We start from the raw sequence: 15,526 nt of genomic DNA, 5'->3' as shown, positions 1-15,526 counted from the left end.
GTGTTAACGCACTCACTCCTGCCGAAAATTGATAGTGAAAATCGGCGACTATCGCTGAAATATCTTCATTCGCAAGCGCTAACATCATACGCGTCACAATTTTCTGCGCGACATCGACCGACGTTTCTGGCAGTAATAGCGCAAATTCCTCACCGCCGAAGCGACCAAAGATATCGTATGGGCGCGTGCGAGCACTGATAAATTGGGTAAAATGCTGCARTATCTTGTCACCCACTTGATGCCCATAGCGATCATTAACGAGTTTAAAATAATCGATATCCATCATGACAAGGCACAAAGGTAACTGTAGACGACTCAAGCGTTTGATTTCATGCTCTAACTGCTGGAAAAAATGCCGTCGATTRGCAATACCGGTTAATTCATCGGTGAGTGCGAGTCGATTCAACTCAGTCTGYGCATTCCTTAGGGCAAATTCGACCTGTTTTAACTGGGTAATATCGGTGCAAACAATGACCATATCGCCATTGTGATAAACCTGCTCAGAAAGTTGCAACCASCTACCGTCGACCAGATCCACTTCAAAACGTCGAAAAGCTGATTTACGTTGATTCGCATGAATAAGTTCAAGCCATTCCTCTATGGTTTCATGATCAATTTTAGGCCCTTGCTTATGGGTAAAGGCAAAGTGCATCATGTCGTCAAAATGCCGGCCAGCCATGTCTTGATCAACAAAACCAAACATTTTCGCAAAGGTATGGTTATAAAAGATAAAATGATTGTGCTTGTCCAAAACAGCGAGGCCATTCTCGCTTAGCCGTAARGCTTCGGTTAAAAAGGGGTAAACAGACTCAAGAGATTCTTTTTCCATCGATTATTCCTAGCAATGACGCTTTTAGAGAAGATCTCCGACATGTTTAGATTAGCAGCGTTCTACACTAATCACAGCGTCTTTGTCTTTACCCCCATATTACCGCAACGGGATTGGCTCTACCGCGATATAAATCCCACACATTCGGCAAATAAGCTTTAAAAATCAGATCCAATACTTTGATAATTTACGATTTTACGGCCAATTTACTGAGTTACAGTGGCGCGCGCATTTTTCACCAGAGGTATACGACAAAACATTAGATGCAGTCATGAAGCTTGAGCCCTGAAGAAGTTAGCCATGTTCATAAACTTAGAAACCCTAGGTTTCTACTCAACGTATCGGAGAGTAAATACCATCATGCTAAGCATGTGTGAGTCGTATCAGCAAACGCTAGATCCAAATAATTGAAGTGATAAGCTCTCAATAGTTGAAGTAAAATGTCAGCCTGTGTAATTTTCAAATACACTTTTATCCACTTTCAACATCCCACCAACAAAAATGCTCAATAACTTTATTTAACGATAACCCTCTGCCTTTCACAAAAACGCATAAATATTCTCATTTAATTCAAATTGGCTGTTGCAAAGGCTCATAAAAGCGGTTAGTTTAAATCCACTAATACGGATAGACGTCCGTAACAACGCATTCAAGGCTTAACTGTATTTCGACTGCACTTTATTTCGAACAGTTGGGCCAATAACGTTAAATACCGAGAGAGTAAAATGAGCCCACTACTGAACGCTATCCACCACCATCACCACCATATGCGGTAGCCTTCGGACGCTCACTGCCGGAGGACTATATCCTTCTGGCGGACTGATTCAAGATGATCATAAACCCCTGGAAGGAATTCCGGGGGTTTTTGCATTTAGGCGTTAATTTGGGTTTTAATTTACATAAGCAACTTTAGATATTTAATAAATTATCAATACGTTAGCTAGAGCACTTAGCTAGATTCCTTAGCTAGGACCCGTTGAATAGCAAGGCGTATTAAACCGATTGAACAACACTTTTTGAATCTTTTAATTTTGATACTTTTGAGCGAGATAACACTATGACCGAATCGAACCGTTTACGCATCGCCATCCAAAAATCTGGCCGTCTTTCTACTGACTCTCAGCAACTGCTAAAAAGCTGTGGTGTTAAATTTTCCATTAATGAACAACGCCTTATCGCTCATGCCGACAATATGCCTATCGATTTACTGCGCGTTCGTGATGACGATATCCCAGGATTGGTGATGGACGGCGTGGTTGATATGGGGATCATCGGTGAAAACGTACTCGAAGAAGAACAAATCGAGCGTCAAACCCTGAACAAACCCGCAGATTGTCTCAAACTGCGTCAGTTAGATTTCGGATCATGTCGCCTCTCGTTAGCCGTACCGACAGAATTCAGTTACGCCGATGCCTCCTCGTTAGAAGGATTACGCATTGCCACTTCTTACCCGAACCTGCTGCGCCGTTTTATGCAACAAAAAGGCATAACTTATCGCGACTGTATGTTAAAAGGTTCGGTTGAAGTCGCCCCACGCGCTGGCCTTGCCGATGGGATTTGTGATCTCGTGTCGACAGGCGCTACCTTAGAGGCCAACGGCTTATACGAAACCGAAGTGATTTACCGCTCAATGGCCTGCATCATTCAATCGACCCAAACCCAATCGCCGACTAAACAAGCACTCATCGACAAAATTCTGTCCCGCGTCAACGGCGTTATCCGCGCCCGTGAGAGCAAGTACATACTGCTACACGCGCCAACCGAAACCTTAGATCAGATCGTCGCCCTGCTGCCCGGCGCTGAAAACCCAACCGTATTACCATTAAATGATGATACTAACCGCGTTGCTATCCACGCCGTCAGTACCGAAGATTTGTTCTGGGATACCATGGAACAGTTGACCGCACTCGGTGCCAGCTCGATTCTGGTGATGCCAATCGAAAAAATGATGGGGTGATCTATGGAAATCCTAACTTGGTCCACCTTATCAACCGCCGAGCAAAAAACGGCGCTGAAACGCTCGCCTTTAATTGGTGACAGCGGCTTAGAGCAAAGCGTTCGCGCCATTATCGATGCGGTGGCGACGCGGGGTGATGCCGCCATTGCCGAATTTAATCAAAAGTTTGATGGCTTCAATAGCGCGACCAAAGATTTAAATGGACAAGGAAGTGGTGAGCTGCGCATGGGTGAAGCCGAGATTACTGCAGCAAGCGCACGAGTATCACCAGAGCTGAAAGCGGCGATAGCCAAAGCCATGGCGAATATAGATGTGTTTCACAGCGCCCAGCAATTTCGCCCGATTGATATGGAGACCGAGGCGGGAGTACGCTGCGAGCTACGTAGCGAACCGATTGAAAAAGTGGGTTTATATATCCCCGGTGGCAGCGCACCATTAATTTCTACCGTGATGATGCTTGCCCTCCCCGCCAAGATCGCCGGCTGCGAACAAAGAGTATTGGTCAGCCCACCGCCGATCAACGATGCCATTATCTATGCAGCCAATGCCTGCGGGATCACTGAAATCTATCAAGTGGGCGGCGCACAAGCCATTGCGGCACTGGCCTTTGGCACAGAAACGATTCCGGCGGTCGATAAGATTTTTGGCCCAGGTAATCGCTATGTTACTGAAGCTAAACGTTTAGTGTCACAAGATGGTCGCTGCACTGTGTGTATCGATATGCCGGCTGGTCCTTCTGAGGTGTTGGTGATTGCCGATAGCGACGCGAATTGCGAATTTATCGCCGCCGATTTGCTTTCACAAGCTGAGCACGGCCCTGATTCACAAGTGATTTTAGTGACGGATTCGCAAGCTATCGCGGACGGCGTGAATGACGCACTGACAAGACAACTCGCCGTCCTGCCGCGTTGTGATATCGCGGCAACGGCGCTATTGAGCAGTCGTACTTTGGTTGTGGACGATATGCTGCAAGCCGCGCAGGTTTCTAATCAATATGGGCCTGAGCACTTAATCATTCAAACGCGCTTTCCCCGTGAGTTGCTGAAAAACATTCGCGCCGCTGGCTCGGTATTTTTAGGCGCCTATACGCCTGAATCAGTTGGTGATTATGCCAGTGGCACCAACCACGTGCTGCCGACTTACGGTTACAGCCGCGCCGTGTCGAGCCTGTCATTAGCCGATTTTAGCCGCCGCTTTACCGTGCAGGAACTCAGTGCTAAGGGCTTAATCGGATTGGGGCAAGCGGTCATGAAGTTAGCCAGTAACGAATTGCTCGATGCGCACAAAAATGCCGTCGCAGTACGTTTAGCTAGCCTAGAGAAATGATCCGCTTAAACCTTAAGTGAACAACTCTTAAGTGATTAGTCCTTAAGTCTATAAAAATAGAGCTGAGTGAAGAAAATGAGCCAAATGATCAGCATGGAAAAGACAGCAGAACCCACAGTATTAACGGCATCAAAGTTAGCACCATCAACGTTAGCGCAATCGGCGTCGCTAAATTTAGCCGAGCGCCTAGCGCGCCCTGAGTTACTGGATTTAACGCCCTACCAAAGTGCCCGCAGACTGGGCGGTCGTGGTGATATTTGGATCAATGCCAACGAATCCCCCTTCAATAATGTCGATACGGCAGCACTCGATTTATCGAAATTGAATCGTTACCCAGAATGCCAACCGCCGCAGCTTATCAATGCCTACAGCGAATACAGCGGCGTGAGCACCAGCAAGATAGTCGCCAGCCGCGGCGCCGATGAAGCGATTGAACTGTTAATTCGCGCCTTTTGTATACCAGGCGTCGACAGCATTGCCTGCTTTGGCCCGACGTACGGCATGTATGCCATCAGCGCGAACACCTTTAATGTAGGCGTTAAAGCGTTAAATCTCAGCGCGGAATATGGCTTGCCGACAAGCTATGCCGAGGACGTTCGCGGCGCAAAACTGGTGTTTATCTGCAATCCCAATAATCCGACCGGGACTGTGATCGACAAAGCCATTATCGAGCAAGCAATCAAAGCCCTGCCCGACGCGCTTGTAGTGATCGATGAGGCCTATATTGAGTTTTGCCCTGAATACAGTGTGGCGGATTTGCTGGAAAGCTATCCGAATCTGGTGGTACTGCGCACCCTGTCAAAAGCCTTTGCTCTCGCCGGAGCACGCTGTGGTTTTATGCTGGCAAATGAGGCCGTAGTCGACATCATTATACGCGTAATTGCGCCCTATCCTGTGCCGCTACCCGTGAGTGAAATCGCCACCCAAGCGCTATCAAGCGCTGGCGTTGCGCGGATGAAAGTGCAAGTTGCACAATTAAATGAGCAAGGCGCCAGGCTCACCGCGGCGATCAGCGCTTATTGTTCAAAATCGAATAGTTCAGATTCGCGCGCCCGCGTGCTTAAGCCTAACGGCAATTATGTGCTGGCTGAATTTGATGATGTCGCCAAGGTCGCGGCGTTACTGCAAGGCAGCGGCGTTGTCGCCCGCGCCTACAAAGACCCAAGGCTTGCCAAGGCTATCCGCTTTAGCTTTAGTTCAAAGGCGGATACCGATGTGTTAGTGAATTTATTTGAATCGCAACACACTGAGCAGTCACCAGAAACGAATAATAAGTAACTGAACATAAAAACTAATAAAACCAATAAAAAGCGAATGCAACGCTGAAAGTTAAATCAGCTTAAGCATTAGCTAAACGAATTGAATTTAAAGGTAGAGCCATGAACCCACAATTTGTCCCGAACGTTGCACAAAAAATTCTGTTTATCGACCGCGATGGCACCTTGATTGAAGAGCCCATCACCGACAAACAGGTCGATAGTCTAGCGAAATTAGTGTTCGAGCCACAGGTGATCCCAGCTTTGCTACGTCTGCAAAAGGCAGGATTTCGTTTAGTCATGGTCAGCAATCAAGACGGCCTTGGCACACCGTCTTTCCCGCAGGAAGATTTCGATGCGCCCCACAATATGATGATGCAAATCCTCAAAAGCCAAGGGGTGAACTTCGAAGATGTGGTGATTTGCCCACACTTTAACGATGAAAATTGCAGCTGCCGTAAACCTAAGCTTGGGCTAGTAAAAGACTACCTCACCCAAGGCTGCATCAATTTCACCCAATCAGCTGTAATTGGTGATCGCGAAACCGATGTGGAACTCGGCAATGCCATGGGCATTAAAAGCCTGAAATATCAACGCGAAACTTTGGGCTGGAATGCCATCGCTGATGCGCTGCTCAATAAAGGCCGCACAGCCACGGTCGTACGTACCACCAAAGAAACCGACATTCGTGTGACTGTTGATCTCGACAGCCCCGTTAAAGGCAACATCGACACAGGCATTGGCTTTTTCGACCACATGCTCGATCAAATTGCTACCCACGGTAATTTTAGAATGGATGTGAAAGTCGATGGCGATCTGGAAATCGACGATCACCACAGCATCGAAGACACGGCACTAGCCATAGGTGATGCCCTGCGCCAAGCGCTCGGTGACAAACGCGGCATTGCCCGTTTCGGCTTTAGCCTGCCGATGGACGAAGCTAAGGGTGAGTGTCTGCTGGATATCTCTGGCCGCCCTTTTATCAAGTTCTCGGCCGATTTTGAGCGCGAGCATGTGGGCGAAATGGCCACTGAAATGGTGCCGCACTTCTTCCGCTCCTTTGCCGATGGCCTGCGCTGTACGCTGCATGTGTCGACGCAGGGCGATAACGATCACCACAAGGTTGAAGCCCTGTTTAAAGTGCTCGGCCGCGCGCTACGCCAAGCAGTTAAAGTTGAAGGCGATATTCTGCCATCGAGCAAAGGCGTGCTTTAAGGCATCAGCATAAATCGTTTAAGAGGTTAGGATGCAACAAGACACTCTATTAACAGCTGGCCAGCAATTAACAGCAAATGAATCATCAGATGCTGAAACCGTCATCATAGATACGGGCTGTGCCAATTTAAACTCAGTACGTTTCGCCTTCGAGCGTTTAGGCGCTAAGGTGTTGGTCACAGACGATAAAGCCAAAATCAAAGCGGCAAAACGTGTGGTGCTGCCAGGTGTGGGCACAGCGGGTGCCGCCATGGCATCCTTGCATGAAAAAGGCTTGGTCGAACTCATTCAAGGCCTGACTCAACCTTTGCTGGGCGTGTGCCTTGGAATGCAAATGTTGGCAGCGATTTCTAAGGAGCGCGGCGGAAAAGGTCAAGATTGCGAGTGCTTAGGCATAATCCCCACCGACATTTGCGAGCTGGATACTGAACTACTCAAAGCTGAAGGCTTGCCTTTACCGCACATGGGCTGGAACCAACTTAAGCTAACAACAAACTCACAAGGCGCCAACAGCCCTAGCGTTCACCCACTGTTTGCGGGCATTGAAGATGGCAGTTATGTTTATTTCGTCCACAGTTACCGCGCGCCGTTGAGTGAATTTACCTTAGCCCAATGTTCCTATGGTGAAGGCTTTAGCGCCGCCATCGGCAAAGGCAACTTTATGGGCGTGCAGTTCCACCCCGAAAAAAGTGCCGCCGTGGGCGCGCAAATTCTGTGTAACTTTTTACTGATGGACGAGTTGCAAATGAACGAAGCGCTGATGAACGAAGCGCAGCAAGGCAGCTCTGCTAATGGCCAAGCGGGTTTAAAGAAGGCTGACCAATGAATAAATTACTCATTAAAAAACTAGTTATTAATAAATTACTTATAAATAAATCAATTAAGGATCTGAGCTTATGATTATTCCTGCGATTGATTTAATTGATGGCAATGTCGTCCGCCTTTATCAAGGCGATTACGGCCAGCAGACCACCTTTGATTTAAGTCCTTTGGCGCAGCTGCAATCCTACGAGGCTCAAGGCGCTAACTGGTTGCATATCGTTGATTTAACAGGCGCGAAAGATCCCGCTAAACGCCAAACTCGCCTTATCAGTGAACTCGTGGCGGGACTAAACGCTAACATTCAAGTGGGCGGCGGCATTCGTACAGAAGAGCAAGTCACTGAATTATTAGCTATCGGCGTAAAACGTGTGGTGATTGGCTCGCTGGCGGTGAAAGAACCTGAGTTAGTTAAACAATGGTTTATCAAGTACGGCAGCGAGGCAATTTGCCTCGCTCTTGATGTGAATATCAACCAGAGCGGTGAGAAAATGGTCGCCGTATCCGGTTGGCAAAGTGGCGGCGGTAAGAGTTTAGAATCCCTTGTAGAAACCTTTAGCGCTGTCGGCTTAAAGCACGCGCTAGTGACTGACATTAGCCGTGACGGCACCTTAACGGGCGCAAATACCGCGCTTTATCAAGAAATTGCTGCAAGTTATCCCGATATCGATTGGCAAGCCTCCGGCGGTATTGCGACCCTTGATGATGTTGCCGCCGTGCGTGATAGCGGTGCTGCGGGCATCATTATAGGCAAAGCCTTGCTTATCAATCAGTTTAACATGGTGGAGGCAATCCAATGCTGGCCAAACGACTAGTCCCCTGTTTAGATGTGAAAGACGGTAAAGTAGTGAAAGGCGTACAGTTTCGTAACCACGAAATTGTCGGTGATATCGTGCCCTTAGCCGCGCGTTATGCCGAAGAAGGCGCCGATGAGCTGGTGTTTTATGACATTACCGCCAGCGCCCACGAACGTGTGGTCGATAAATCTTGGGTGAGCCGCGTGGCGGAGCAGATTGATATTCCCTTCTGCGTGGCAGGTGGCATTAAAACCATTAGCCAAGCCCGTGAATTATTAGCCTTTGGGGCGGATAAGATTTCGATTAACTCGCCCGCCTTAACCGATCCGAGTTTGATCTCACGCCTGCAGGACGAGTTCGGCCGCCAGTGTATCGTGATTGGCATCGACTCCTTTTTCGATGACACCAGCAACAGCTATAAGGTAAAGCAATTTACTGGCGATGAAGCGGCGACTAAGGATACGGCGTGGTTCACCCAAGACTGGGTTGAAGAAGTGCAAAAAAGAGGTTGTGGTGAAATAGTGCTCAATGTGATGAACCAAGACGGCGTGCGCGGCGGCTATGATATCAAGCAGTTAAGTCTTGTTCGCGCCATCTGCGACGTGCCTTTAATTGCCTCGGGCGGCGCTGGGACTATGGCACATTTCCGCGATGTATTTATTGAAGCCAAGGTCGATGCGGCGCTGGCAGCGAGCGTATTCCACAAGGCGATTATCAACATTGGTGCGTTAAAAGCCTATTTAGCGGCCGAAGGCATTGCGATTAGGCGCTAGCTATTGCAATTAGACGCTCGCGGTCAATCGTTTATAGCGAGCTAATGCGCCTGCCGCTACAGTAAGAGCATGAGCAAGCAACCCGAATATGCCGCTAAAAAGCATCAATAAATTAAGAGTGAATACTATGTCAACGCAAACAAACACTAAGTCAGATTTTAGCGAGCTGGATTGGGACAAACAGGATGGACTTATTCCTGCCGTGATCCAAAATCACTTATCGGGCAAGGTATTAATGCTCGGTTATATGGATAAGGCCGCGCTGGAAAAAACCTTAAGCACAGGTGATGTGACCTTTTTCAGCCGCTCAAAACAGCGCTTGTGGACTAAGGGTGAAACCTCGGGCAATACCTTAAAGTTGGTGGCCATCGATAAAGACTGCGATAACGACAGCCTGTTAGTGCAAGTGATCCCCAACGGCCCAACCTGCCACAAAGGCACCGAAAGTTGCTGGTTAGATGACAATGCGCATCCATTTTTGAACAACCTCGCCAGCTTAATCACCTCGCGCAAAGGGCAAAGTGCCGATTCCAGCTATACAGCGTCTTTGTTTGCGCGCGGCACGAAACGTATCGCCCAAAAGGTCGGGGAAGAAGGTCTTGAAACCGCCCTTGCCGCTGCGACCCACGATAAAGAAGAGCTGGTTAACGAAGCCTCAGATCTTATCTATCACTTGCTGGTATTGCTTGAAGATCAAAACTTAAGCCTCAGTGACATCACAGCAAACTTGCTGGCAAGACATGAAAAGGCGCTGCAGAACAAAGCATAATCTGCTTACTGATTCTGATTTCACACTAGTCACTGACATCTAGAAATGCCGCACACTTGAGCCAAGTCTGCGGCATTTTTTATTGCGCGATTCCCTCAAGTGCCATTGCCGCAATGTGAACAATGAATATCTTGCGCCTTAATCCTGTGACAAAAAATAATCAAAATACTGTTGTAATGGTTGACAAGTACATTTCAGTTCCCTATGGTTACCTCCGTTGCCGTTAGGTTATTAAGGCAAAGCATCAAAACACTTATCCGTTTTTACTCAACACACGCTAAGGCAAGTTTTATGTGTTTCACACCCTTTTATTATCCCTATCTGTAGCCGCAATGGATATACCCAAGCTACCTGAAGATACGAGTTTCAGAGCGCCTAGGGGGCTTCAATTCAAGGCGCATCAATGACAGAATGTCGACCACCTTTTGAATTGATGCAACACGGGAGTGGAGTACCCTAGACGCTCCGTCCCGGCGGGTTTTAACGCACTTTATGCGGTGTTGGTTATTTTTAACTTAGCCCGCTAGGTCTGCAAATAACCGCCTTGCCTAAAGTGCGTTAAACTCCCGCTGAATCCTGCATCTTCAGGTTGTTTGGGTATAAAATAGGCACCTTGCCTGACCTTCCATTGTGGCCATATCCTTTCGGATCCGCTGAGCGCCACTGTCTCATTTGCTTAAATTATTTTGTGCTTGAATCATTTCATTATTGAATCGCATCAAAATACTTTAAGGCAGTTGCTTTAGGATCAAGTCTTTATCTCTTTTTCTTGCAACACGCTTTTGAGATCATGTTATGACACAGAATAAAATTTTCGGCAGTTTACTGCTTATCGCAGGCACCACAATCGGCGCGGGTATGCTGGCTTTACCTATCGCTTCGGCGGGACTCGGTTTTGGCACGTCATCCGCCATTATGCTCATCCTATGGGCGCTGATGGCCTACACGGCACTGCTTATGGTGGAAATCCATCAATTCGCCCCCAGCGATGCCAGCCTTAATCACTTAGCGCAGCGCTTATTAGGTCGTAAGGGCCAGTTGATCGCCAATAGCGCCCTGATGTTTTTACTGTACGCCCTCTGCGCCGCCTACATTGCTGGCGGCGGCGAGCAAGTGAACCAAAAACTGAGCACTTGGCTAGGACTAAATTTGCCACCGCAGGCGGGTGCCATCCTATTCACCCTGCTGGTTGGCGCCATTGTGGGCATGGGAACCCACTGTGTGGATCTCATCAATCGCGGTTTATTTGCCCTTAAGCTATTAGCATTATTGCTTATGTTGGCCTTGTTACTGCCGCAGGTTGAAAGCCCACATTTACTCGAGCTTCCACTTAACCAAGGGCTGATTATCACGGCTATCCCGGTAATATTTACCTCCTTTGGTTTCCACGGTTCGATTCCCTCAGTGGTGCGCTACTTGGGCGTTGAGGTCAAAGCCCTGCGCAGGATCATGTTGTTTGGCTCGGCTTTGCCATTAGTGATTTACCTTTTGTGGCAACTGGGCAGTCAAGGCGTATTGAGCCAAAGTCAATTGCTCGAAAACCAGAGTTTATCGAGTTTTATCAATCAACTGGCGAGCGTACTACACAGCGAATACTTAAGTAGTGCTATTAGTCTATTTGCCGATCTCGCCCTTGCGACCTCGTTTTTAGGGGTGAGTTTAGGTTTGTTCGATTTTATGGCCTCAAGCTTAAGGCAAGAAGATAATGCAACAGGTCGAAGCTTAACCGCGGCTATCACCTTTTTACCGCCCTTAGGTTTTGCCCTCTTCTACCCTCAAGGTTTTATCACAGCGCTGGGTTACGCGGCGATTGCGCTGGTGATCCTCGCCATCTTTTTACCTGTGGCCATGGTGTGGACACAACGCCAGATGCGAGACGCTGCCAATATGCCGACAGGTTACCGAGTTGCGGGCGGCAAGTTAGCCTTAATGCTCGCCACACTTTGCGGAATTGTGGTGATCGCCGCCCAGATATTTAGCTAGCCGCAATTAACTCACCAAGAGTGAGTGAACTAAAAGTTAGCTAGCCCGAATAAAAGATGAAGTACAAGAGCCTGTAAAACCTCAACTATTGACAGCAGGCGCTTGTCTATTCAATGATCCTTTCACATTAGTCAGCTAAGCCCTTGAGTGTTAAACTGCCTCAAGTGCTCGTGCGCGATATAAGAGCTCCGATGCGATAACTCCGGAGCAACAGCCCCGAATCAAACGCTCCGAAGTAACCGAACAAAGTAAAAGTGCCAATGAAATATACACATTCGTGTATTTTTGCACTGCTAAGGCACGAGTTTGATCAGGGCTCAGTCAATAAGGATAAATATCAAACCCAATGCCAATCCACAACAAGCCAAGCCGTGGCAATGCCTCTGATAGCAAGGCACCTCAACACGAGGCAACGCAGATATCCGCTGGCCCTCGCAGTGGTGCTTTAGGTTCTGGAACGGATACTCATGTTGCTGCACAAAATCGCCGTAAATTCCCCCTAAAAAAAACCTTATGGCCGACCAGCTTAACGGGCATCTTGGCGGGCGTGGCGTTAACTGTTTGGATTGTGAATACTCAGGCTGAAAAACTGATTATGCAGGCGGCAAATTTTGCCCTCACAGGTATGGACAGCGAACTGATTAACATTGAATTAGGGCAAAGTCAGTTAGAACATTGGCGAATTACCTCTGCCAATCTGAGGGTACATGATAGCCATATCAGACTTAATGATTTGAATATTCAGCTAAAACTTGACTGGCCACAGAGTTTTGCCGAACTTAAACAGTTCAGCCAAGCCTCTTACCTCACTCAAAAAATCACCCAAATATCCACAGGTGATATTGAGGTCGAGTTAGGGCAATCACTATTTTTACCCAATCGAAATGCCATTGATGAACAAGGCCCCGCATTGGCCTTAGATATCAAATCATTACCACTCATCGATATCGGAAAAACCAGTCTTATTCTCAACTCCCACCATCTCAACACCCATAATGATTTACCCGCCTATCGTTTGGTAATGGGTAAGTTGAGCCTTAACGGCGCAGGGGAAATCAACAGCGAGTTTAGCCACGAAGGTGAAAGCATCGCCAAGCTCAAAGCCACACTCGCAGCCCAACAGTGGCAACTGGCAAGTCAAATTGCACTCGCGCCGCTGCTTGCGAGCTTGCATCAAATAAGCCTGAGGCAAGCGCAGGACAGTGTACTGAGTCCGTTAACTGAGCTTGATAAAGAGTGGCAAGCGTTAGCGATTGATCTACAAGGTCAATTGGTGTCCAACAGCAGTATCACTTTAACCTCAGGCGAACTTATCAGTGAGCATCAATTAATCGATCCAAAGCTGACCTTTAATCAACTAGCTGCACTAGAGCTTGCGCCTAAACCCGAGCTTGCACCTAAGTCTGAGTTAGCATTTAAAATTGCCGGACATTTAGCTGAACTTGACCTAAAACTAGAGCCCTTTAGCTTAGCGCTGAGTCCAAATACAGAGCAGCAACAGCGATTGATGCAGCTACTCGATAAGTCGCTGGCTAAGCCTTTAACTCAACCTTCGTCTCAATCTTTAACCCATCCGGCAGCCAAGACTGCTTCAGAGCAAGTGCCTGATCCGCTAGCGAGTCAAATCGCTAAGCTACTATCGGGGCTCAAAAGTACAGATACACCTGTGGGGATCGCACTGACATTGCCTGAAGCCCTGCACTATCCGCTGACTCAAATTCCGCAAGATGTGCACTTAGCTAATCCCCTTGCGATTAAACTTCCTCGAGTGAAGCTTAAGACCTTAGGCAGTAAGCTAGATACCCAAGTCGATTTGGCCAATGTTGAAATAACAAAATCAACCAAAGCACTGGCCTTCAAAACAGATTGGCGCCTTAATACGAGGCAAACAGGCTCAATGCAATTATCTGAATTGTGGGCAAATCCGCCGCATGACTTTAGCTGGAATAATAGTCAGTTAACGACAGCAGGCACATTTAACTTAGTTCAGACGCCAAGTTCAACCGATTGGCAATTCATCACTGCCACTACCGAGTCGACTGAACTGACTCAATCAACAAAACAAAATACTGGCAACACGCTACAGTTCGCCGTGGGTGAGCTTAAGCGTATTAGCATGCAAAATAAAAATGCGGCTAAACATGCAGAGTTTAGCCTTGGTAGTATCGCGATAAATGCCCTCGCGCCGCTGAACATAAGCTCGCAGCAAAGCACTCATACTCAGAGTTCTGGTATTCAAAACGCTAGCATTCAGAAAGTCAGTCCAGCGCAAAGCTCAGTGCCCACATCTGATACCGCAAACAGGTTAACCCTTGCCATACCACCTTTAACCTTAGCACTGGAGCAACTGTATTTTTCGCAGACCAAACAGACTTTAGTGACAGATGATGTAGTCACTGAGGCTAATGCTGATAAAAATGCTAGCACTAGCATCATAACGAAAACCGATATGAATGCGGGCAGTTTCTCGATTGCATTACAAAAAAACATGTCATTTGAGCTTAAACCCGATATCGAAGCGCTGTTCGATTCACTACTCGCTACCACTTGGCGTAATCAACTCGCATGGCAAGCCAGTCAGCTAAATATCGAAAAACAGCTCAGCAGCAAAGGCCGCAGCCGCAAAGAAACCGTACTCAAGCTGGACAAGTTAACGCTGGTACAAAGCTTAGATTGGAAAAATAATACGCTCTTTGGTGATGAGCACTGGCAAGTGGGCACGGTTGAGCTGCAAAGCCAACACAAGCTGAACCTTGCCACCGCGAGCAAACCTCTAGTGCTGACGGGGCAATGGGTTGTCGACACTAGCATGACCGAGGCGCTAGCCTTGCTCAATCAAACCCAACCCTTACCATCTGAGCTTAATGTCACAGGTAATAACCAATTACAGGCGCAGTTTAACCTAACGCAAAGACGCGATCAGACCCAATTTGCCATGCAAATAACTCAATCGATGACAGAACTTGAAGGCTTTTATAAAGACATCATTTTTGAAGGGGGAAAACTGCAAGCGCAATGTGAGTTCACTTGGGGGCAATCTTATAAAAAAGAGTCTCATAACAAGCCGCAGGACAAAGGCTATTTTAGCAGCCTCAGTAAGCTCAATTGCCCGCAGACGCTGATGACCTTTAACTTATTTGATCCTGGCTTTCCACTGACCGATATCGAAGTGGAAGCCGATATCGCCCTTGGCAAAGATGCCGAGAAATTGCCCGACAATTGGATACAACAACTCACAGGCTTAAGTGACACCGATGTTTCCATGACCGCCAAAGGCAAAGTGCTCAGCGGACAGTTTCTGCTGCCAGAATTTAGTCTTAAATTGCAGGATAAATCCCATGCCTATCTGCTGCTGCAGGCCATGAGTCTGGAAGAGGTCCTGCGCATTCAACCACAAATTGGCATCTATGCCGACGGCATATTCGATGGCGTATTGCCCGTCGATTTAATCAACGGCAAAGTGTCGATCACTGGCGGGCAATTAGCCGCGCGCGCACCCGGCGGCCTCATCGCTATCTCAGGCAACCCCGCCGTTGAGCAGATGCGCCAATCCCAACCGTATCTAGACTTTGTCTTTTCCACGTTAGAACACTTACAATATAGCCAATTATCAAGCAGCTTTGATATGGACCAAGCCGGTGATGCTAAACTGCTCGTCGAAGTAAAAGGCCGCGGTGAAGGGATTGAACGCCCTATCCACTTGAATTACTCCCACGAAGAGAACATGCTGCAATTATTTAGAAGTCTGCAAATTGGTAATGACTTGCAGGACAGAATCGAAAAATCAGTGAAGTAACAAGGA

11 protein-coding genes are annotated in these 15,526 nt (G+C 47.7%); 10 read left to right on the top strand and 1 reads right to left on the bottom strand.

The window, feature by feature from the left end:
* A partial coding sequence (locus tag L5M11_RS06255) for a GGDEF domain-containing protein (RefSeq protein WP_263191658.1) occupies positions 1–829 on the bottom strand: 829 nt, incomplete at its 3' end.
* Positions 830–1,886: 1,057 nt separating this feature from the next.
* Here L5M11_RS06255 and hisG point away from each other — a divergent pair.
* From hisG to L5M11_RS06205, 10 genes are all read left to right on the top strand, one after another.
* Positions 1,887–2,786, top strand: a complete 900-nt coding sequence (hisG, locus tag L5M11_RS06250; protein ID WP_041408375.1) for an ATP phosphoribosyltransferase — start codon at positions 1,887–1,889, stop codon at positions 2,784–2,786.
* 3 nt (positions 2,787–2,789) lie between these two features.
* Entirely contained in the window at positions 2,790–4,112 is a 1,323-nt protein-coding gene (gene hisD / locus L5M11_RS06245) for a histidinol dehydrogenase (RefSeq protein ID WP_263191656.1), read from the top strand.
* Positions 4,113–4,187: 75 nt separating this feature from the next.
* Complete coding sequence (hisC, locus tag L5M11_RS06240) at positions 4,188–5,390, top strand: histidinol-phosphate transaminase (protein ID WP_263186877.1); 1,203 nt, start codon at positions 4,188–4,190, stop codon at positions 5,388–5,390.
* A 101-nt stretch (positions 5,391–5,491) separates the two neighbouring features.
* Positions 5,492–6,583 (top strand): bifunctional histidinol-phosphatase/imidazoleglycerol-phosphate dehydratase HisB, encoded by a 1,092-nt coding sequence (hisB, locus tag L5M11_RS06235; protein WP_263186878.1) that lies wholly within the window; start codon positions 5,492–5,494, stop codon positions 6,581–6,583.
* A 31-nt stretch (positions 6,584–6,614) separates the two neighbouring features.
* The gene (gene hisH / locus L5M11_RS06230) at positions 6,615–7,409 is read left to right on the top strand and encodes an imidazole glycerol phosphate synthase subunit HisH (protein WP_263186879.1); all 795 of its coding nucleotides are present in this window, start codon (positions 6,615–6,617) and stop codon (positions 7,407–7,409) included.
* Between the two features lie 70 nt (positions 7,410–7,479).
* Positions 7,480–8,217: a 1-(5-phosphoribosyl)-5-[(5-phosphoribosylamino)methylideneamino]imidazole-4-carboxamide isomerase gene (gene hisA / locus L5M11_RS06225; RefSeq protein WP_263191653.1), complete on the top strand. Its 738-nt coding sequence runs from the start codon at positions 7,480–7,482 to the stop codon at positions 8,215–8,217.
* The gene (hisF, locus tag L5M11_RS06220) at positions 8,199–8,972 is read left to right on the top strand and encodes an imidazole glycerol phosphate synthase subunit HisF (protein WP_263191652.1); all 774 of its coding nucleotides are present in this window, start codon (positions 8,199–8,201) and stop codon (positions 8,970–8,972) included. Before hisA ends, hisF begins: the two co-directional genes overlap by 19 nt.
* Positions 8,973–9,099: 127 nt before the next feature.
* Entirely contained in the window at positions 9,100–9,741 is a 642-nt protein-coding gene (hisIE, locus tag L5M11_RS06215) for a bifunctional phosphoribosyl-AMP cyclohydrolase/phosphoribosyl-ATP diphosphatase HisIE (protein ID WP_263181522.1), read from the top strand.
* A gap of 795 nt (positions 9,742–10,536) precedes the next feature.
* A complete protein-coding gene (locus L5M11_RS06210) occupies positions 10,537–11,724 on the top strand; it encodes an aromatic amino acid transport family protein (protein WP_219252537.1) in 1,188 nt (395 codons plus the stop codon).
* Between the two features lie 346 nt (positions 11,725–12,070).
* Complete coding sequence (locus L5M11_RS06205; RefSeq protein WP_263191651.1) at positions 12,071–15,520, top strand: YdbH domain-containing protein; 3,450 nt, start codon at positions 12,071–12,073, stop codon at positions 15,518–15,520.
* Positions 15,521–15,526 lie beyond the last annotated feature (6 nt).

This window comes from Shewanella sp. SM87, from assembly GCF_025653705.1.
Taxonomy (GTDB): Bacteria; Pseudomonadota; Gammaproteobacteria; order Enterobacterales; family Shewanellaceae; genus Shewanella; species Shewanella oncorhynchi.
Note: the sequence above shows the minus strand (reverse complement) of the source record. Positions and strands in the feature narration are given on the sequence as shown.